We start from the raw sequence: 20,486 nt of genomic DNA, 5'->3' as shown, positions 1-20,486 counted from the left end.
GAGGCCATCCGGGTTCTCGCAGTGGGCCGCTGAAACGGAAATCCGTTGTGACCTTATCGCGCAGGAGCACCCGACCTTGCTCCGCCGCACACCGGATACCGCAGCGCGTTGGGCTCAACTTATCGCGGTACAGGCCGAATAAATAGCATCCCCCGATTCCGCGGAGTCTCTCAGACTTCATGGCTCGTTTTCTCGCGCCGTTTCCGATTCCCGTAAGGAGCAATCCTCTGACGTCTGGCTAAAGCCTTGAAACAGCGTTGCGTCCGCACCGACAGGCCCTTAGCAGGAGATCTGATCAATAGTGGTCTTTCGCCTGCCCATCGGATAACAATGAACGATCAAGATCGCATCGAAGCGCTGTTGGACCTGATTGACGACGGCCGCTCTCCTTCAGTCGATCGGGGCCAGCAGCTCGCAGTTCTCGGCTTGGCTTTCGCCGGCCCAAAAGGACGGTACCGACCAACCGTGGCTGGCTGGAGCCTCTTGGGTGATAAGGGACGCGCATTTCGATCGGTGGACGAATAGGTCAGGCTTGGTCGCAACCCGCGATCTGTCCTCTTGGATCGGGCGCCGCCGCGCTGAGCCGAGCGAGGATGAAAGGCAACCGCTCCGGAATCTCGCGGGCCAGGAAGCCTAGAGGCGCGCCAGCGGCCGCCAGAGCCAAGCCGGCTTGGGCGTGAAGGACGACGCCCCAAAGGGCAGCGACGATAGGCGCCGCGCCTCGGGCGAGAATCCCGCCAATGGCGCCGGCCAGAACGTCGCCGGACCCGGAGGTGCCGAGGCCCGCCACGCCTCCGTCATGTCGCCACGCCGCCCCATCCGGCGAGACGACAAAGGTGGTCGCGCCTTTCATGACCACGACGGATCGGAACAGGGCTGCCGCCTCGCGAGCGGCGACGAGAGGATCGGCGAGGATGGCGTTCTTGTCGCGGCCAAGGATGGCCGCCATCTCGCCCGCGTGAGGCGTAAGTATCGTTCGACCCGCCGCCCACTCTGCGAAGGCGCTCGCCTCGTTTTTCAGGGGCAGGGCGCCGGCGTCGATGACGGCGGGAACGTCGGGACCGCTCTCCAGTAGTTTGCGCGCCAAACGCCTCCGAGCGGAGCCGGTCTCCATGCCCGGCCCGATGACCAGCGCCGAGGCCTTGGCCGCATCAGAGATCAGTGGCGCGGCACGTGTTGCGTTCGCCACAATGATCCGCGCTTCGGGAACGGCGATAGCCATGCCGGTGGCCGAGGCCCGGTCTGCGCGGATCTGAAGCTTGCCGGCCCCGACGCGCAGGGCCGCTACGCCGGCGAGGATCGCGGCTCCGGCCATGAGAGCGTCGCCGCCGACAACCAGAACCGCACCTCGGTCCTCTTTGTCGCCATCGGTTGCAAGCCGGGGGAGCGGATAGTCGACCAGGGTCGCCGCGTCGAGGCGTGTCGTCATCGCGCGGCGACCTTGGCGTCGGGCGTGAAGGTCACTGGAGCCCCTTCATGTTCGAGTGGGGCGATGAAGTTGTAGAGGTCGAGCTTCAGCCCCCCATCGGCGTCGCGCGAATAGCTCGTAACGCCGCAGTTGGCGACGTCGCCATCGGCGTCGATGGCGAGGATGTCGGTCTCGGTCAGGCCCTCGAGCAAATACCGAAGACAAAGGACCACGACCTGATGGCCGACAATGAGGACCCGTTCGTCGCGGTGGTGCAAACTGAGGGTGTCCAATGCCGCGCGAAGTCTCAGAATGACGTCGCACCAACTCTCGCCCCCCGGGGGGCGGTGATAAAATTTGCCGAGCCGGCGCCGGGCTTCGGCCTGCTCGGGATACTGAGCCTCGATGCCCTGGGTCGTCAGCCGGTCGAGCACGCCGAATTCCCGTTCCCGCAGGCGTTCGTCGATGCAGAACCCGAGGTCCCTCTCGACCAGACCGCCAGCCTCTGCAATTGCGGTCGCGGTCTGCTGGGCGCGGAGATAGGTTGAGGTCAGGACGACGGTCGGGCGGTCGTCTTTCGGCAGGGCCGCAAACCATTTGCCCAAGGCCTCTGACTGTTCGTGCCCTAATTCGCTGAGCGGCACATCGACATCGCGGATATCGAGATCAATCTCCCCCAACCCGGCGGCGTGCGCCCGGTCGCGGGCGACATTGCCCGCGCTCTGGCCGTGACGGACGATCCAAAGACGGGAGGGCCATGGCGAGGTCACGATACGGGCTCCAGGTCGAGTGTCGGGGTGCGGCCTTGAATGACCGCGGTGACCTCGCGGAACAGGGTCATCGCCGTGCGATCATCCATGTCGTCGATATCGGTGGATCCGACCAAGGCGTCCAGACGACGGATTACGTCGCCGCAATCCTCCGGGGCGGACGAACCCGCTTCAGCCACCCAGCCTGCGATGGCGCCAATCGTCTGCAGGGCCTCCTGCTCAGACATCTGCGCGCCGTCGAGCAGGGCCACGGCGGCGATTTCGCGGATTTCACGCAGGGCGCGACGACAAGAGAGCGGGTCATTCGAGGTCATCGGCGTTCAACACGTCGGCAGGCGTCAGGTTCATGTCACCTCAGAAATGCCCGCCAACGTCGGTCGCGACGGCCGGCCGGTCAGCGCAGAAGACATGGACGCCGAGCCGACAGAAGCTCAGCGACGGCGCCCATCCGTCGCGACTTCGGTGTTTGGGGACCGATGTAATGTGGCGAGCTCGGAACACTTGAAGTCGAGAAGGGCTTGATACGGCACCTCTGAAAGGAAATGCCCGATGATCAAACCCCTACTCACGCTGGCGGCGACAGCGGCGCTGCTGGCGGCCTGCGGTAACAACAACGAGGCCACCGGTCCTGTTGACGGGCCGGCGGTTTCGACGTCTGAGACGCCGCGCAATCCCGCCGTGGACACCGCCGACACCTCTCAGCAGGCGGCGCTGACGCCCGGCGCCAACTCCTTCACCGAGGCTCAGGCTCGGTCGGCGATCGAGAAGCAAGGCTACTCTGATATCGGCGCGCTCAGCCAGTCTGAGACCGGTATCTGGGCCGCTGCGGCGACACGCGATGGCAAGCCGGTGACCGTGTCGGTCGATTACAAGGGCGTCGTGACCGCTCAATAGGCGGCGATGCCCCACCTCGACAATCCCAACCTACAGGAGCGCCCCATGGCGACCGTTACCCGACTCTATGACACCCACACCCAAGCCCTCGACGCTGTCTCTGACCTGGAGGCTGCGGGCATCAAGGCCGACGACATCAGCATCGTCTCCAACAACACCGACAACTGGCATGCGGGTCACCAACACCCCGACTCCGCAAAGGGCGGCCCCCTTGGCGACCGCAATGGCGACGGCGAGAATGACGTCGCTGACGGAGCCGGCAAGGGCGCCACGACGGGCGGCTTGGTCGGCGGGGCCGGCGGCTTGTTGGCCGGCCTTGGCATGCTCGCCATCCCAGGCCTAGGTCCGGTCGTGGCCGCTGGCTGGCTTGCATCGACGGCCGTCGGCGCGGCGGTCGGCGCCGCGGCGGGGGGCGCTACGGGCGGCCTGCTTGGCGCGCTGAAGGAAGCGGGTCATTCCGACGAGGATGCCAATGTCTACGCGGAAGGCGTCCGACGCGGCGGCACGCTGGTCAGCGTAAAGGCGGCCAGCGAGGATTCGGCCGCAATCGAGCGTATTCTCCAGGGACGCAAAGGTATCGACGCCCTGTCCCGTGGCGAAGCCTATCGAGCGTCTGGCTGGAACGCCTTCGACGGCAGCGCTGAGCCCTATACCCGCGAGGAGATCGCCCGTGAGCGGGCCCTCTATCCCTAACGAGGAGAGCGGGATGACCGACACAGGCATCACCCCGACACCCAAGGTCGGGACCTGAGGCTCGGTTCAAATCAAGACGATCAAAGCCGGCTCTTAACGGGCCGGCTTTTTTCGCGTCCTGCGAAGCCGCCTGCACGTCTCCTTCGCTATGATCGCGATTCCCGTTGCGCGACGCTCGAATGACCCGCAACCGGCGTTACGCCATCGATCAAACTAAAATAATCCGTGGCGCTGGCATCCGGGATCGTGGTGATCGGGGCTTGGCCACACCTCAGACATACGACGTCGAAATGGCAAACCTGCTCAGGCTCAGGCTCAGGCCTCATGACTGGCGACGGCGAGATCGGTAATAGTCGCGACCGCATTGGCCAGCGCCTGTTTCCGTTGGCGGTTGAGAGGGCGTCGGCCAGTCGCTCTGGGCCGCTGTCCCGCGGGCTGTTGCGTCTGTCCGCCGGCCTGGCCATTCCGCGGGTCCAGCGCCTCGGCCGCGCGGCGATCGCGGTCGGCGTCCTAGGCGGGGCAGGGCTGGCTGGCGACCATGACCGGGAGCAGGACGATCACCAGCCAGCCAGCCAGTGAAGGTGAAGCCGCCAAGGACCGCCGTCATGCCGCCAGATCGAAGCGTTGGCCGTCCGCGAAAGCCGTCTTGCCCATCTTGCGGCGGCCCTAGGCCGAAACGGACGCCCCCATGGCCCCCGGCGTTCGGGTCTTGATGTCCGAAAGGCGGGTCCAGACCCGTCCCAGCCGATCAGCCTTCTCAGGCCGCGCGAGGCCTGCCAGACCGGGGCGGCGAGGTTAGATCGCCGGCCACTCCCAACCCAGCTTGCCGTTGACGAAAGGCGCTAGGTCCACGGCTTGGCAGCGCCCACCCCTGAGGGGCTGGGGCAGGCTAATCGTGGTCTGGGACGCGCCCGCCGTCACACGCCGGCACTGCTTCCAAGCTGTCCTCAGACCGTCGCGGACGCTGAAGTCTCGCCCCCTGATCGGGGGTCGACCGCTGGATGACGCGGACAAGATCGGGGTGGGGACCCTTGAATTCGGTGCGCGACTTCGCGCCCAGCCAATGAGGCATGGGTCGGTCTTCCGATTGTATGGCGGGGTTTTGAAAGCGCGTGTTACGCCAGCGCCCAACCAGGCGGCGTCGCTTGGCCAGGCCCTCTCCGAACCGTTACTGGCTCCGGGTTGGGCCGCCCTTATCGGGCTTGCACCGGGCGGCGCGGAACAGCCGCAGATGCTGCGGGTTGTCAGGCGATGACCAAGCCTGCTGACGACACGCCCCTGATCACCGACCCGCTGAAACCTGAGGCCGTAGATGGCCGCGTCGAGGCCGTCGATCCGCCAGAATCCAAGCTGAAGATGACAGCGGACGCGGCCGAAATCTCCGCCATCCGGCTGCTGGACGCAGCCGATGCGGCGCGGGAGTCCATCAAACCCAGCCGGAAATAGCGATGGTCGTCAGGATGTTCGAAGGAAGAGGTCGCCGAACGCGCGACGAGCGGGCGCCGCTTAAGGGAACATGGCTGTTCCGGGCGTTTATGCGCTGGTTCGCTCGCTAGCGTCCGCTGCGCCCCCTGTGCGCAGGGCGTGGGGTCTTCTGTGCGGTCCGATGAGATCGCGCACGCGGCGGGCTGACCTACCGCAATAGGATCGTGACCCCTTTAGGGAGACTGACAGGGCGAACTTCAGCCCGTGGCATTGGTTGATCATTGGCGCCCAGCTGTTTCTGACATAGCCGCGCGAGGACGCAGGAACCGACCGGGCGTTTTGGCGCTGAGTCCGCCATGCCGATCGTCCGCACCCGTGTGATGTCCGCCTCCGGCGTGAAGCTGATCAAGGTGGAGACAATGGCCGGCGACCGGGTCACCGACCTGCAGTACCGCGTCACGACCCTGCGTCAGGCACAGCCGCGCATGATTGCGGATCGTGAACTCGCTGAGGCAGCGTTCCTCCAAGAGGTTACGGCGTCCAAAGCCGATCCCGTCGCGGTCAGACTGGCGATGTCCGGGTTCTAGCTGCGGGAGCGTCCTTTGCCGAAACGCACATTGCACAGTCTCGAGCCTGCCTCCCAGCGCACCTGTTTGCGAATGGCGCGCCGAGCGGAGTTTGCTGCTGGCGTGGTGAAAGATCCTCAAGCCCAGAGGATGTTCATGGCGGAAGCCGACGAATGGCGCGCAAGGGCCGCACAACGGGTGTCTACCTGAACGAATGAAAGCCCCCGCCGCTTCTGGGGCCAGGGCCAGGTTCATCTGGTCAGGATCCCCTGGAGCGGCGCGTGCCGCCGGGCCACCGCTCGCTTCGGCCGTCGCCGACTCCACAACGGTTGATCTCCATGGCAGGGTTCCGGCCATGACCCAAGTGGGCGACGTGATCACCGACCCGACCTTCCCGGCCCTCACGGTCGAGATCGCCCAGGCCGTGTTCGACGCCCTGAGGCCGAGCCTCGAAGAGCCAGCCGCTGCGCCGTCAAATGTCGACGCGGCCGAGGCCTGGCGCACCGTCGTCCGGCTGGCGTTCACCCTGCCTTTTCCTGCACTGAGCGAGACCCTGGAGCGGATGCAGCGGGCCGAAGGGCCGGTCGCCAGGGATGCGGAATACGCCTTCACCTGGGGCGTTTACCATTCGCGCGCCGAGGATGAGATCGCCCAAGACCATGTGTAATCTCTACCGACAGAACAGCGGCCCCGGCGACATCCTGGCCATGACTCGCGCCCTGACGAACAACGCCGGCAACCTGGAGCCGCGCGACATCTATCCCGACTACGCCGCCCCGATCGTCAGGCTGGACGTGAACGGCGACCGCGAACTGGCGCTGGCGCGATGGGGGATGCCGTCTTCGAAGAAGGCGCTGTTCGACGCCGCGACCAAACGGGCGGACAAGATGCGAGCCAGGGGCGGCGAGGTGGACTTTCCCAAGCTGCTGGAGCTGGAGCCCGACAGCGGCACGACCAACGTCCGCAACACGGTCTCGGCACACTGGCGGCGCTGGCTCGAACCGGCCAACCGCTGTCTGGTCCCTTTCACGGCCTTCAGCGAGCCGGGCCGCGACGCCGTAGGGAAATACACGCCAGTCTGGTTCGAATTGCCGGATCAGCCCCTGGCCTTCTTCGCCGGCATCCATCTCCGTGACCACACCTGCGTCCGCAAGATGAAGACCGGGCCCGAGACCTGCGACCTGTTCGCCTTCTTGACAACCGAGCCCAGCGAGCCGGTGAAGTCGGTTCACCCTAAGGCCATGTCCGTGATCCTGACGACCGAGGAGGAGCGCGATGTCTGGGTGCGCGCGCCCTGGGACGAGGCTAAGGCGCTGCAGCGGGCTTTGCCGGATGGCGCCCTGGTTGTCATGAGCTAAGGCCTAAGCATGACCCTCGATGAACTGAACGACACGCTCGACGCCATGGCGGAGGCGGCCGCGGGTGATCCTCAGCAGATGCCTGGCCTGATCACGATCAACACCGACCTCTGGGTGAAGGACCTCGCCGACATGCGGGCCCCCTGCAAAGCGATCCATGACGGGATGCGGCATCGCGACGTGGCGGTGCAGGTGTCGAGCGGCTCCAAGACAGAAGTGCTGATCCAGGCTGAGGCTGGAGACCGGGGCGCACCGTATCGTGATCTGGCGCCGAAGGACTGAAACCGCGAACGCCCTCCACCCCCGTCCGCCGCCGACGGACCTATCCGATTACGGCGCACATCAGCGCCTCGGTCCGTGCACGCGCCTCGGCAGCCGCTGCGCGGACGAGGTCCTGAATGCGCACAGAGGCCGCCGCCCGCCAGGCCATGGCTTCGCCTCGCAGGTCTTGTCTTTCCGGTCCGTGGGATAGCCGCGCTTTCCTGTCGGCTTTCCAAGGCATAGACATAGGACTGCTCGATGGTCGGTCCGGGGGCAGGAACAAGTAGGGGTTGCGGGTGCCTGGAGAGACCCGCGAGAGTCTCTACGAGGGTGCTCGTCTGGTCATGCCGAGCGCTGCGCCAAGAGGGCGGTCCGCTAGGGTCTGACCTCGCCCTGGTCCTCTCCGTCCCAGTAATGGATGCGCTCGGCATGGGCCTTGATCAGGACGAGACCGGGCGTCTCGGTCCCCTTGTCAAACCAGCGCTCCAGGTCCTTGATCCAGTGGGCGTCCAGAGTCGCCTTGTCGCGGATCAGTTCAGCCACGCCTTCGATGGCGATGAAGACGCCCGGCTGGCCGAGCAGGCCCTTGGCCCCCTGCAGGGTCAGACCGACGCGTGGATTGCCCTGGATGTCCGTCACCGCGGTCGTGTCCTCCATGGCGTAGAACCAGGAGTCGCCGTCGTATTCGACGTCGCCGTTGTTGCTCATGGGACGGGCGGCGATGGCTCCATTGGCCGCGTAGGTGGACAGCATGGTGAAGTCGATGGCCTTCATCGCCTTCGCCAGGTCTTTCAGGGTCTTGTCGCTCATGGATCGCATCCTCTGTGTGGTTGCAGACCCAACCCCGCTGGAGGCGGATCGATCCCGCCCGTGATGCGCTGGGCTAGCCGGCGGCTCCTCCGCGCCGGCGTCAAGCGAGAGCGATGGCCGTCTGTCCGCATCGGGACGTCATCGGGACGCTGAACCAGAGGCGGCTTGAAGGGGCCGGGGATGTGCGGCCGCTGGGGCGCGAGCCAGTGATGAGCAAGGGGGTGGCTCTGGGGTTCCATGACGAGGCTGGCGCGTCGCCCTGGGTGGTGGTGCGGGCCCGGGCGGGACTGGAGGGGGCTGTCAGTCCAACGCGAACTCGTCTCCACTGACGGCAGTACGGGCAGGGGAGGCGAGGCTTATGCGGCGAGCGTCTGCCACTCGGCCAGGTCGGCCGAGCGTTGAGCTCTGACAGAGCCGCGGAAAGGGTTCGTGCTCTTGGCCATATGGCCAAGCTACGGGAGCACCTGCTCTCGCGCTAGCGGTTTGGGCTGACAATGCCCCGCCGCACAGTCACGGCGGCTCCGGTGTACGCCACGGTCTGGGCAACGCCCGCATCGAAGTCGTCGGCGTCGCGACGCGGCCCGTCGATCCAGCGGATGTTGAACGTCCGCGTCGCCGGCATCCCCGGATAGGTCCCGGTCCGCGCCCCGATGGTCAGGGTCCGCGACGACTGGTCCCAGCTCAGCGGGATGCGCGAGAACTCGCCGCGTTCGTAGCCGTAGGTCGTGCCCGCATCGTCATAGAGTTCGAACGACCCGTCGGCGCCCACATAGACGTTCAGGGTAATCGGCCCGTCCAGCTTTTCGGCGGTGTATTGCACCTCGGGACCCGTCGGCAGGATCGAACCGGCGCGGACGAAGACGGGGATCCGCTCCATCGGCGCGGCCACCGTGGCGGACCGGCCGCCGCGATAGTTCTCGCCCGTGTCCAGGGCATACCAGTCGGTTCCGGCCGGGAAATAGACCGACCGTTGGCGCGCCCGATACTCGTGCACCGGCGCCACCATCAGCGACGGCCCGAACAGATACTGGTCATTGATGTCGTGGGTCTTCTCGTCTGCCGCGAAGTCCATGACCAGACCGCGCATCATGGTGCCATCCTTGTGGAAGGCGTCGCCGGCCAGGGTGTAGATATAGGGCATGAGCCGGTAGCGCATTCGCATCTGCTCGGCGAAGGCGTCGTACTGGGGCGTGCCCGGCTCGGCCAGGTTGTAGACCTCGCGCAGCGGGAACTCGCCGTGCGACCGGAACACCGGCGAAAAGGCGCCGAACTGGAACCAGCGCAGGTTCAGCTCGTCCCACTCGGCCTTGTCCTCGGGCTTCATGCCGGCGGCGTTGGAATAGCGCGCCTCGACCGCAAAGCCGCCGATGTCGTGGGTCCAGTTGGTCAGGCCCGACAGGTTGGTGTTCATCCCCGCCGAGATTTGTTCGCGAAGATCGTCCCAGCGCGCCACCACGTCGCCCGACCAAAGGACCGAGCCGGTCCGTTGCAGACCGCCCCAGGCCGATCGGGTCAGAATATAGGTCCGCGTGTCCGGCTGTTCGGCGCGGAAGTGATTGTAGACCCCCTGCGCGTTCACCAGCGGGTAGGAGTTGAACACATAGGCGCCGGGGCCAATGGCCGTCGGGCCCATGCGCAGGGTGCGCTCGGGGATATCGAGGTTGGAGTGCATGTCCGGTTCGACCGAATCCAGCCACCAGCCGTCGAAGTCATACTCGCGCATGCTGTCGGAAATCTGCTTCCAGTACAGGTCGCGCGCCGCCGGCAGATAGGCATCATAGAAGCTGTTGGCGTAGCCCGGTCCGACCCAGTCGCGCGCGCCCATGTCGACGTTGCGCGTGTACATGCCGCCGATGGCGTCCAGCTCCTTGTAATGGTCGGTCGTCGGATAGAATTTCGGCCACACCGATATGATGATGTTGGCGTTCATGGCGTGGACGTCGCGGACCATCTTGCCCGGATCGGGGAAGCGGGCGGGGTCGAAATCGTGCGAGCCCCAGGCGTTCTCGGGCCAGTAGAACCAGTCCTGAACCACGTTATCGATCGGCAGGCCCAGCTCGCGATAGCGGGCCACGGTCGAGACGACCTCTTCCTGGGTGTTGTAGCGCTGGCGGCTCTGCCAGAACCCATAGGCCCAGCGAGGCAGCATGACCGACTTGCCGGTCAGGGCGCGATAGCCCGAGATGACGCCGTCCAGATTGTCGCCGCCGATGTAGAAATAATCGATCGCGGTCCCGACCTCGGACGACAGCTGCAGCGCGCCCTGATCGGCGGCGGGCAGCGGGTCCTGATGGCGCAGGGCGATATAGCCGTCGCCGGGAATCCATTCGATCTTGATCGACACCTGCCGGTTCGCCGGCAGTTCGACGTCGAAGTCGTGGTTCCACGGGTTCCAGTTCTGGCGCCAGCGGTCGATCACCAGTTCGCCGTCGATCCACACCTTGGCGTAGTTCGACGAATAGAGCCGGAATTTGTGCTGTCCCGCGGCGGCCGTCTCGATGGTGCCTTCCCAGACGACGCGTACGCCTTCCTGGCCCGACCGGCCCATGTCGCCGACCTGGACCGGCTGGTCGGGCTGCAGCTTGAAGCCCTCGGGCCAGCGCTGCATGTCGCGGATGAACTCGTAGTTGACCTCATGCTCCTGGCGCTGAACCTTCAGTTCGTCACCCTGGTAATAGCTGGCGGTCAGCCCGCCGAAGCGGCCCGTGGCGTCGCGCAGGATCAGCTGCTCGTCCAGCATGCCGTAGGGGCGCGGATCGCCGAACCGGGTGATCGAGTTGTTGTCCCACAGGATGCCGTAGTTGCGGCTCGACACGACCAGCGGAATGCCCACGTCGATATTGTGCTGGGCCAGTTCCACGTCGTGGTTCTTGTAGTTCATCACGCCTTGCTGATGCTGACCCAGGCCATAGAAGGCCTCGTCGGCGGGGCTTTCCCAGATCTGGCGGGTGCGGTGGAAGACGTGGTCTCCAGCTTGGTCCTCGACCGTGACGGGGGCGATCTCGCGGCTCAGCGGGCGCTCGCTGACGACCAGGTCGCCATTCTCGTCGAGAAAGCGCACGGCTCCCGTGACGGTAGAGATCTCGGCCGAAGCCTTGGCGGTCTTGAGCACCAGCAGGTCGCCGCGTGTTTCGACCTCGAAGGGCGTGGCGACGGGACCGTGGACGACTATGATGCTGGCCGGCAGGGCCAGATCCAAGCCGGGCGTGGCGGTGACGCGGATGGTCTCGGGACCATAGACCTGCAGGCGAACGCGACGTGCCATGCCTTCGGCGGGCGTGACGACGATACCGTCGGCCAGACGTTGATAGGCGGCCGTCGCCGTCGCCTGGGGCAATTGCGCCAGAGCAGTCGTCGCCGTCAGGGGAGCCAGACACAGCAGGCCGATCAGGCCCGACATCTGAAGGGAGGGTGCGATCTTGCGCATCATCAGGGTGACTCCGGTATTCAGTAGGTCGCGGTGACGACGCGCAGCAGCTGCGGGCGGTCCGTGAAGTTGAGGCCGTAGTCGGTCTGGTCGCCGCTCAGGATACGTTCGAACACCCATTCGCCGGCGGCGTCGAAATGCCCCTGTTCGTAACGGACGATCATCCGGCGCTTGCCGTCTGTCGAGGGTTTGGGCGTCAGGTCGAGACGGGCGCGATAGCCGGTGACGAAGAACTCGTCCGGACCCCGCTCGGCGATGATCACCCCGCCGTTCGGCGTCTCGGTGTTCGGCACGGTGTCGAGCGGTCCCAGCCATGTCCAGTCCGGCTGTCCGAACTGCCAGCGGCGATAGCCGACCTTGGCGGTATAGTTGCCGAGGTCGATGGTCTGCTCTGACCGGTCGTCCGGCTCTGACACGCCCCACACCCGGTTCTCATAGGCCAGCTTGGCCCAGACGTGCGCCCAGGGCGCGATGACGCGATAGACGTCACGCAACGGCGTAAGCGTCTCCTCGGTGACTTCTTTCGCCCCCAGCGGATAGTTGGCGTAGCCGGTGTAATCGATGCCGAAGGGCGAGAAGCCGATCCCGCCGCGGCCCAGGGTCGAGAACAGGTAGCGCGGATACTGGACGTCGTTTCCGGTCTCGGCGACGAACAGGGCGTTGTCCGGTCGCGCATAGCGATCCAGATGGCCTTCGTAGGTGCGGCTCTCGCGATTGTAGATGTCGGGGCTGAGGAAATCGATCGACGTCCCCGCCGCGAACCAGGCGTCGAACACGGGCCAGACCGGGCCGCCCGAGGCGTAGCTTCCGGGATCGGGACGCTCGTGCGGATCCGGCAGGGCGGCGTTGACGTACATCGGCAATGGATATTCGCGCGTGCCCGCCTCGGCGACCGTGTTGACGTAGCTGGCGATGGCCCAGGCGTGGAAGAACTCCTCGGCCTCGCCGCCGAACACGGCGGACCATGTTCCCGCCGGCTTGTGGACCCGATCCAGAAGCGCCTGCGGAACCGGCCCGTCAAAGGCGGCTTGGGCCGCCGGAGAATAGTCGCGCACCGAGCCATATGTGCCGGTCTCGTTCTCGGGCTGCATCATGATGACGGTGCGCTCGCGCTCGTCGATCTGGCGGATGTGGCGCATCAGGGCGGCGAAGGCGCGCGCGTCTGCGGCCAGGGTCTCGGTCCCGAAAGGCGACATGGCGTAGGAGTCCGTGCCGTCAGACTTGACCAGCAGCGGGAACCGCTCGGGGTTCAGCTTGACCCAGGCAGGGGCGTATTTCGGCGAGGTGTTCTTCCACGTCGCGAACCACAGCAGCACCAGCCGCACGTCATGGCGGCGCGCCTCGGCGACGACATGATCGACGAATGAGAAATCGAACTGGCCCTCGACCGGCTCGATCTGCTCCCAGGCGATGGGCACCTGCACCGTATTGGCGCCGACGAACGCAACGGCCGGCCAGACCTCCGCCAGGGGCGCGGGATAGTTGGACGAGTTGTTGACCTGCGCGCCCAGGATGGTGAAGGGCGCCCCGTCCACAATCAGGGCGTGCCGGCCGCCCTCATGCAGCACATGGGGGATCGAAGTCTGTGCTGCCGAGGGACAAGCAGCTGACAGGCATGCTGCGATGAAAAGAGAAACGACGCTGGTCCACGGGTGAAGACGGCATGTGGCCCCGACTGCAACGACACCCCGCGTTTGCGCGCTGTGGGGCATCGTCCCCGAAAACCGCCAAGGCTCAGGTTGTATCGGCGTTTGTCGATGCGGCGGTTCCGACATTTCTTGTCAGTCGCAACGGGATGCGGAACGGCTGACGCCAATCGACTGAACCATGCCGGACCCGTTCCTCGATACCCGTCCGCTCTCTTCAGGCGCTGCGGCCCGTCCGCAGCCAAACCGTTCTCGGCGCGATCCGCTTTTCAAGGATGCATATGTTTTCAAAAAAGAGAACGACTAAATTCAAAACGACATTCTGGTCCGACCTCGCGGACCGAAACTTCGAAGTGAAACCGCCTTTGACGTGACCCCCTGAAACTCCTCCAGGAATAGCTAGAGTCCGTTCCTCAATTTGACCTTGCCCCCGATGTTGGACCGGGCTTTGCCGGAACGTCTCGGTGTCTAGGCGCCGGGCGGGCCATATGGCCCGCCCGACCTTAGCTGAATAGTTCTCAGGATCATCCACGGCGGCGCGCCTTCGCTAGACTTCATCAAGGCGCGACAGTCCGCTCAATCGAACGACCGAGTCTGACTCTTGGCGGAAGTTCGCAACGTCCGCTTCCGCGAATCCCGCTCAGCCGCGGTTTCAAGGGACGGCGGCAGGGCCGCTCGACAGTTTCAACGCTTCACCTCAACCGGAAGCCGATCTTTCGTAATGGATCGACCCCAAGCGGTGCTGTATGAAGAACAGTATCCTCACGCTCGATTCCGAGAACAACATCAGGATGAGGAGGCAATGTGAGCCTTTTTCCTAAACCGCTCGGCACGATTGATCTTCCTCCGCTTCCCGAGCGGAAGATCAAAGTTGGCGGTAATTGGATCGTACAGACTCCCTTCTTGGGAGCCACCACGAAGGCCCAGATTTCATCCTCGCAGTTCAAAGGGCACGATCTCATCACGACGGGGCTGAGCGCGCCCTACGACCAGTTATTGCTTCGACATAGGGGAGCCAGGAAGGTCGAAAGCGACACGCCTGTGGTGACAGCCTCGACCACTGTCACCTACGAAGAGCAGCCTGCCGGCTTCACGTTGCAATGGGACAATCTCGGCAAGCTCGCGACTTACGCCGACACTCCGGAAAAGGTTCTCGACGCCTGGATCAACGCCTTCGACTTTCACACCGAAGATGAGGTTGCCGGCCGCGCTGGACTCCGAACGCCGCAGATCGGGGCCCTTCACGCCATCTCAGCGCATTTCGCCGTGGGTACGGACTTCGAACCTGCTACGGTCGTTTTGCCGACGGGCACCGGCAAGACCGAAACGATGCTGGCTACACAGGTCTATCGCCGCCTGGAAAGGACACTCGTTCTCGTGCCGAGTGATGCGCTGCGCTCGCAGATCGCCGGCAAGTTCATCAGTTTGGGCGTCTTGCCCGAAACGACCGTCGTGCGGCACGAAATCGCTTGCCCGCGCGTGGCGGTGATCGCGACCGGATTGAAAACCGTTGAGCACGCCCGCGAGATCATTCGGCAGGCGAACGTCATCGTCACCCTGCCAAACACGCTGGAGGCTTCCAATCAGGAGGCCGTAGCGGTGCTGATCGAGAGCACCACCGATCTGTTCGTGGACGAAGCCCACCATGTGTCTGCGGCAACCTGGTTGTCCATTCGCGACAGATTCGATGCGAAACGCATCCTTCAGTTCACGGCCACGCCATTCCGCCGAGACACCAAACGCGGCGATGGCAAGATCATCTTCAACTACAAGCTCGGGGACGCTCAAGCGGCGGGCTACTACCGGCCGATCAACCTCCGCACCGTCGAAGAATACGGAGAGGACGAGACGCGCGATCGCGCCATCGCCGTCGCCGCCGTCGCCGCATTGCGCCATGACCGGGACGAGCTGAAACTCGACCACCTTCTCATGGCGCGCACCAAGTCCAAGGACAGGGCCGAGCAGATCTGCAGGCTCTACGCCGAGCTCGCGCCCGACCTGAAGCCTGTGTTCGTTCACTCCGGTTTGGGCGTGATCGCCACGAAGGAAGCGATGGCGAAGCTGTTCGATCGAGGACCGGACGGTTCCCGCATTGTCGTGTGCGTCGACATGCTGGGGGAAGGATTTGACCTGCCTTACCTCAAGGTCGCTGCTCTGCACGACAATCACAAATCGCTGGCGATCACCCTCCAGTTCATCGGCCGTTTCGCCCGTAAGGGCCACCCCGACAAGATCGGGGAAGCCACCGTCGTCACGAACATTGCCGACCCGGAAGCGGAGAAGAAGCTGGCCGACCTCTACGCTGAAGGCGCGGATTGGGACCGGATCATCAAGCGCCTTAGTGAGGAGCGCATCGACGAAGAGCTCCGCCTGCAAGACGTCGTCTACGGCCTGAAGGCGGAAGGAACGCTCCACGATCAGCTATCGCTATGGAACCTGAGACCAGGGCTCTCGGCTCAGTTCTTCAGGACCAAGTGCGAGACTTGGAGTCCGGCCGCATATCAGGAGGTTCTGCCAAAAGGAGCCGAGAGCTGGTTTTCCTATAGCGAAGAGGACGGCGTCCTGGTCGCGGTCATCTGCCGCGCCGATGAGGTGGGCTGGGGCAACTACCAAAACGTCCTGAACACGATCTACGATCTGCTCGTCGTTCGCTGGGACAAGGACGCCGGTGCCCTTTGTCTCTATTCGAGTGACTACAAGGGCGTGCGTTCGGAGAAGCTCGCCCAGATCATAACCGATGACCAAACCGAGCTCGTTTCGGGCACGCCGATTTTCAACATCCTCAACAACGTCGAACTGCCGCTCGTGAAGAGCCTCGGCTCATCGCGGATTGGCGCGATCAGCTTCACCTCGTATTTCGGCCCCAACGTCACCGAAGGGCTCGCGCTCATCGAGAAGGCGCAGTCCGAGCTCAACAACCTCGCTTGCCTCGGCTATGAAAACGGCGAGCGCGTCATTTGGGGCGGCACCCAACGCCGCGGCAAAGTCTGGCAACAGAAGGCCGGTACGATCGCCGAATGGATCGAGTGGACCAAAGCCACCTGGGCTAAGGTCACGAAAAAGGGCGAGGAACAGGCGAACGTCATTCGCGATTTCCTCAAGCCCGAAAAGCTGGACAAGCCGTATCCGTTCCAGCCCATCACAGTGCAATGGGGCGAGCAGGCGCAGCAGCGATTCAATGACCGTCAGTCGGTCCTGTTCGGCGATGTCGAAGTACCCCTTTACGAGATCGATCTCGATCTCGGCGATGCCGGCCCGAATGCCGAGATCCACGTCAGGATCGTCACCGACAACGCAGCGTCGGAATACAGCCTCACCATCCGAGAGGATCTACCTGGAGGCTACCAACACGACCACGTGTCCGGTCCGCTGGTTCGCTTCAAGATCGGGAACGGCGATCCCGTCGATCTGCCTGAATACCTGCTCAAGGACCCGTTCGTCGTTCACTACGTCGATGGCACCTACTCCTACAATTGCTACCACATCCCTGCGAATCTCGACGCCGGCCTGTTCCCGAAAGATCGCCTGGAAGCTTGGGACTGGACGGGAATACCCCTCAACAAGGAGTCGATGCACAAGGCGGCCGACCAGGCGACCATTCAGTATCGAACGGCCGAGACGCTTAAGCCGGAATACGAAGTCGTGTTCAACGACGATGGATGCGGGGAAGCCGCTGACTTGGTGTGCCTGAAGGACGTTGATGAGGACACGATCCGCATGTGTCTCGTGCATTGCAAAGGCGCGCATGGCGGTCAGGTGTCGCGGGACATCACCAATTTCTACACCGTGTGCGGCCAGGCGCAGAAGAGCATCACCGCAAAGCACGCGGGACTTCCGACGCTCTACCGCGATCTCAAACGCCGGCACGAAACTTGGGCTCGCGTAGGTGCAAACAGGTTTCTCAAGGGCAACATGAAGCAGCTCGCCTACTTCAAGGAGAAGGCCCGCCGCGCGAAGATCGAGTTCGAGATGATCCTCGTTCAGCCTGGCGGATCGGCAGCGACAATTACCGACGATGCGCTGCGCCTGTTGGCGACCACGGAACTCTATCTCTTCAAGACGACGCAGGCGAAGTTGCGGGTGGTCATTTCGGCCTGATCCTGAGGCGGCGTCACCGTTCCTCTCGCCCAAAGGTTGCGACTAGTCGCTTCAGGGCGCTAAGTTCCGACAGTTGGAAGCGCGGGGACGGGATGAGTAACAGGGGGGCTGAGTGGCGGCGTTGGGAGCCGCACGTCCATGCGCCGGGGACGGTGCTAAACAACCAGTTCGGCGTCGATCCGTGGCCCTCGTATCTTGCAAAACTGGAGACGGCGACGCCGACGATCGAGGCGATCGCCGTCACCGACTACTACGTCACCGACAGCTATGACACCGTCTTCGCCCACCGTCTCGCCGGCCGTCTGCCGCAGGTGAAGCTGCTGTTCCCGAATATCGAGCTTCGCCTCGATGTCGCGGCCAAAACCGGCTTCGTGAATATCCATCTGCTGGTCAGCCCCGAGGACGACGATCATATCGCCGAGGTTGGGAGGCTGCTTTCGCGGTTGCAATTCAATGCCTTCGGAGATCGCTTCGACTGCACGCGATCCGACCTCATCCGTCTAGGAAAGAAGGCCGACCCGACGATCGTGGATGATCGGCCGGCGCTCGCTCATGGAGCCACGCAGTTCAAGGTGAACTTCGCTCAACTGCGCGAGGTGATGGGTGAAAGCGACTGGGCGAAGGCCAACATCGTTGTCGCGGTTGCGGGCGGCGCAGGGGATGGGACGTCGGGCGTTCGGCAGGCCGCAGATGCCGTCCTTCGTCAGGAGATTGAAAAATTCGCCGACGCCATCTTCTCAAGCAACGTGGGGCAGCGTGAGTTCTGGCTCGGGGAAAAGTCGCTGACGGCGGCGCAGATCCGAGAGCGCTACAACACCTGCAAGCCTTGCCTGCATGGCAGTGACGCGCACGACCTCGCCACAGTCGGTCAGCCAACAGACAACCGGTTTTCCTGGATCAAAGGCGCTCCAACCTTCGACGCCTTGCGACAGGCGTGCATCGATCCGGCAGGGCGAGCCTTCGTGGGCCTTGCACCGCCCAACTCGGCCATGCCGTCCCAAGTCATTTCCTCGGTGACAATCGCCGACGCCGACTGGAGCGCGACGCCGCAGATCGATCTCAATCCCGGCCTCGTGGCGATTATTGGCGCTCGCGGGTCCGGCAAGACTGCATTGGCGGATTTGATCGCCGCAGCCTGCGATGCGATCACCCCGCAGGCTTGGACCGCCGACGAAAACGCCAGTCCTTCATTTCTGGTCCGCGCTCGCCCCCTTATCGGCGACGCGAGTGCGACCCTGACTTGGGGCGGTGGAGCGAGCGTGACGCGCAGGCTGGACGGCCGGGACGCCAACTTGCCGACGGCCTTTCCCCGAGCGCGCTACCTGTCCCAGCAGTTCGTGGAGGAGCTGTGCTCCGCCAAGGGGGCGTCGGAGGGTCTGATCCGGGAGATCGAAAGGGTCATCTTCGACGCCCATGCACTCGAGGACCGCGATGGGGCCGTCGATTTTGCGGATCTCCGTCAGAGGCGAACCAGTCGTTTCGAACTGGCGCGGCGTCGTGAGACCGAGTCGCTCGTGTCCCTATCCGACCGGATCGCCGACGAACTCGAGAAGGAGAATCTGGTCGGCCTGCTGGAACAGCAAACCCGGCAGAAGGCAGAACTGATCGCCGGCTACAACGATGATCTGGCGAAGTTGGTGGTCAAGGGATCCGAGGTTCAGGCCGCTCGCCATGCCGAGTTGAACCAAGCAAAGCAGGCTCTGAGCACCAGAATCCAGAACCTGGGCTCCCAGCGTCGCACCTTCGAGGCGATGCAGGACGAGGTGGTGAACATGCGGTCCGCGAGGGCACCCGAGATGCTTCGCGACGCTCAGGCGCGGCACGCGAACGCCGGGCTGGATGCCGCGAATTGGGATCAGTTCCTGCTCATCTACAAAGGCAACGTGGACAACAGTCTCGCCTACTACATCGCTTGGGCCGATCAGGAGATCGCCAAGCTGCAGGGGCTGCGGCCACCCGATGGTGACCCGGACACGCCCATCATCCCCGACGGAACGGATCTGTCGACCGTCCAGGTCGGACCGATCGTCGCCGAGATGGCTCGCCTCGAAAAGCACATCAATGCCGATGTACTGGTGCGCAATCAGTACGGTGCCTTGGCGGCCCGGATCGCCGCAGAGAACGGTGCGCTCGCCACCCTCCAGACTCAACTTATGGACGCACAAGGCGCGGTGGAGCGCAGGCGCATTCTCCAGTCCGAACGCGAAGCCTCCTACGGTCGGCTGTTTCAGGCCGTCATCGATCAACAGCAGACCCTGCAAGAACTCTACGCCCCCCTCATGGCGCGCCTGATGGCGGCCTCCGGGACTCTTCAGAAACTCAGCTTCTCAGTCGCCCGAATCGTCGACGCGAAAGCGTGGGCGGAGGCGGGAGAGAGCGATCTGATCGACTGCCGGCGAAGCGGACCATTCTTCGGAAAGGGATCGTTGGTGAATGTCGCCGATCAGGCTCTTCGCCCGGCCTGGGAGCGCGGGGACGCCGCGGCTGTGCAAGCGGCGATGACCGGGTTCATTGCAACCTACACCAAAGATCTGCTGGCTCATGCCCCGTTCGCGCCGGATCAGAGGGCGGAGTTCCGAGCCTGGTCAACCCGCTTCACGCAGTGGCTGTTCGATACGAGCCACATCAGGGTGAGTTATGAAGTCCGATACGACGGGGTGGATATTCGCAAGCTCTCGCCCGGAACGCGCGGCATCGTTCTGCTGCTGCTATATCTCGCGCTCGACGAAGCCGACGACCGCCCGCTCATCATCGATCAGCCGGAGGAAAATCTGGATCCGAAGTCGATATACGACGAACTGGTAGCCCTGTTCGTGAGGGCGAAGATAAAGCGTCAAGTCATCATGGTGACGCACAACGCCAATCTCGTGATCAACACTGACGCCGACCAGATCATCATCGCCGAGTCGTGCCCCCATTCCTCGGGAGGCCTTCCGCAGATCCGCTATCTCTCGGGCGGCCTGGAGGAGGCGGACATCCGACGTCGGGTCTGCGAGATCCTTGAAGGGGGGGAGGCCGCGTTTCTTGATCGTGCCCGGCGCCTCCGCGTCAAACTCTCACGATGAACGCTCGGATGAAGGTCTGCTTCCGGGCGGAGGGTGAATGTCCGTTCGTGGCGGTGGGCTCAACC

15 protein-coding genes are annotated in these 20,486 nt (G+C 64.1%); 9 read left to right on the top strand and 6 right to left on the bottom strand.

Annotated features, from left to right (window positions below; genetic code table 11):
* Positions 1–526 precede the first annotated feature (526 nt).
* Genes ACO05L_RS10670 through ACO05L_RS10660 form a run of 3 tightly spaced genes read right to left on the bottom strand, consistent with a single transcriptional unit; the run spans position 527 to position 2,492 of the window.
* The gene (locus tag ACO05L_RS10670) at positions 527–1,429 is read right to left on the bottom strand and encodes an NAD(P)H-hydrate dehydratase (protein ID WP_421729154.1); all 903 of its coding nucleotides are present in this window, start codon (positions 1,427–1,429) and stop codon (positions 527–529) included.
* Complete coding sequence (locus ACO05L_RS10665) at positions 1,426–2,178, bottom strand: histidine phosphatase family protein (RefSeq protein WP_421729153.1); 753 nt, start codon at positions 2,176–2,178, stop codon at positions 1,426–1,428. The genes ACO05L_RS10670 and ACO05L_RS10665 overlap by 4 nt, the downstream gene beginning before the upstream one ends.
* Complete coding sequence (locus tag ACO05L_RS10660) at positions 2,175–2,492, bottom strand: hypothetical protein (protein WP_421729152.1); 318 nt, start codon at positions 2,490–2,492, stop codon at positions 2,175–2,177. The genes ACO05L_RS10665 and ACO05L_RS10660 overlap by 4 nt, the downstream gene beginning before the upstream one ends.
* A 235-nt stretch (positions 2,493–2,727) precedes the next feature.
* On the opposite strand from ACO05L_RS10660, the gene ACO05L_RS10655 reads away from it, so the two are divergent.
* The 7 genes from ACO05L_RS10655 to ACO05L_RS10625 all read left to right on the top strand — a co-directional run bounded on the left by ACO05L_RS10655 (position 2,728) and on the right by ACO05L_RS10625 (position 7,396).
* The gene (locus ACO05L_RS10655; RefSeq protein WP_421729151.1) at positions 2,728–3,072 is read left to right on the top strand and encodes a hypothetical protein; all 345 of its coding nucleotides are present in this window, start codon (positions 2,728–2,730) and stop codon (positions 3,070–3,072) included.
* A gap of 6 nt (positions 3,073–3,078) precedes the next feature.
* Positions 3,079–3,765 carry a hypothetical protein gene (locus ACO05L_RS10650; RefSeq protein ID WP_421729150.1) on the top strand — a complete coding sequence of 229 codons (687 nt, stop codon included), beginning with the start codon at positions 3,079–3,081 and terminating at the stop codon, positions 3,763–3,765.
* A 1,251-nt stretch (positions 3,766–5,016) separates the two neighbouring features.
* On the top strand, positions 5,017–5,211 hold the full coding sequence (locus ACO05L_RS10645; protein ID WP_421729149.1) for a hypothetical protein: 195 nt from the start codon (positions 5,017–5,019) through the stop codon (positions 5,209–5,211).
* Positions 5,212–5,546: 335 nt separating this feature from the next.
* The gene (locus tag ACO05L_RS10640) at positions 5,547–5,777 is read left to right on the top strand and encodes a hypothetical protein (protein ID WP_421729148.1); all 231 of its coding nucleotides are present in this window, start codon (positions 5,547–5,549) and stop codon (positions 5,775–5,777) included.
* A 334-nt stretch (positions 5,778–6,111) separates the two neighbouring features.
* A complete protein-coding gene (locus tag ACO05L_RS10635; protein ID WP_421729147.1) occupies positions 6,112–6,423 on the top strand; it encodes a hypothetical protein in 312 nt (103 codons plus the stop codon).
* On the top strand, positions 6,416–7,114 hold the full coding sequence (locus tag ACO05L_RS10630; protein WP_421729146.1) for an SOS response-associated peptidase: 699 nt from the start codon (positions 6,416–6,418) through the stop codon (positions 7,112–7,114). The genes ACO05L_RS10635 and ACO05L_RS10630 overlap by 8 nt, the downstream gene beginning before the upstream one ends.
* A gap of 9 nt (positions 7,115–7,123) precedes the next feature.
* Positions 7,124–7,396: a hypothetical protein gene (locus tag ACO05L_RS10625; protein ID WP_421729145.1), complete on the top strand. Its 273-nt coding sequence runs from the start codon at positions 7,124–7,126 to the stop codon at positions 7,394–7,396.
* A gap of 354 nt (positions 7,397–7,750) precedes the next feature.
* Here ACO05L_RS10625 and ACO05L_RS10620 read toward each other — a convergent pair whose 3' ends face one another.
* The 3 genes from ACO05L_RS10620 to ACO05L_RS10610 all read right to left on the bottom strand — a co-directional run bounded on the left by ACO05L_RS10620 (position 7,751) and on the right by ACO05L_RS10610 (position 13,180).
* Positions 7,751–8,185 (bottom strand): pyridoxamine 5'-phosphate oxidase family protein, encoded by a 435-nt coding sequence (locus tag ACO05L_RS10620; RefSeq protein ID WP_421729144.1) that lies wholly within the window; start codon positions 8,183–8,185, stop codon positions 7,751–7,753.
* A gap of 475 nt (positions 8,186–8,660) precedes the next feature.
* A complete protein-coding gene (locus ACO05L_RS10615; RefSeq protein WP_421729143.1) occupies positions 8,661–11,615 on the bottom strand; it encodes a TIM-barrel domain-containing protein in 2,955 nt (984 codons plus the stop codon).
* A gap of 17 nt (positions 11,616–11,632) precedes the next feature.
* Positions 11,633–13,180, bottom strand: coding sequence for a DUF5597 domain-containing protein (locus ACO05L_RS10610; RefSeq protein WP_421729142.1), 1,548 nt, complete (start codon positions 13,178–13,180; stop codon positions 11,633–11,635).
* 882 nt (positions 13,181–14,062) lie between these two features.
* On the opposite strand from ACO05L_RS10610, the gene ACO05L_RS10605 reads away from it, so the two are divergent.
* Positions 14,063–17,356, top strand: a complete 3,294-nt coding sequence (locus ACO05L_RS10605; protein WP_421729141.1) for a DEAD/DEAH box helicase — start codon at positions 14,063–14,065, stop codon at positions 17,354–17,356.
* 92 nt (positions 17,357–17,448) lie between these two features.
* Positions 17,449–20,421 carry a TrlF family AAA-like ATPase gene (locus tag ACO05L_RS10600; protein WP_421729140.1) on the top strand — a complete coding sequence of 991 codons (2,973 nt, stop codon included), beginning with the start codon at positions 17,449–17,451 and terminating at the stop codon, positions 20,419–20,421.
* Positions 20,422–20,486 lie beyond the last annotated feature (65 nt).

The organism is Brevundimonas sp. (assembly GCF_965227765.1).
GTDB lineage: Bacteria > Pseudomonadota > Alphaproteobacteria > Caulobacterales > Caulobacteraceae > Brevundimonas.
Note: the sequence above shows the minus strand (reverse complement) of the source record. Positions and strands in the feature narration are given on the sequence as shown.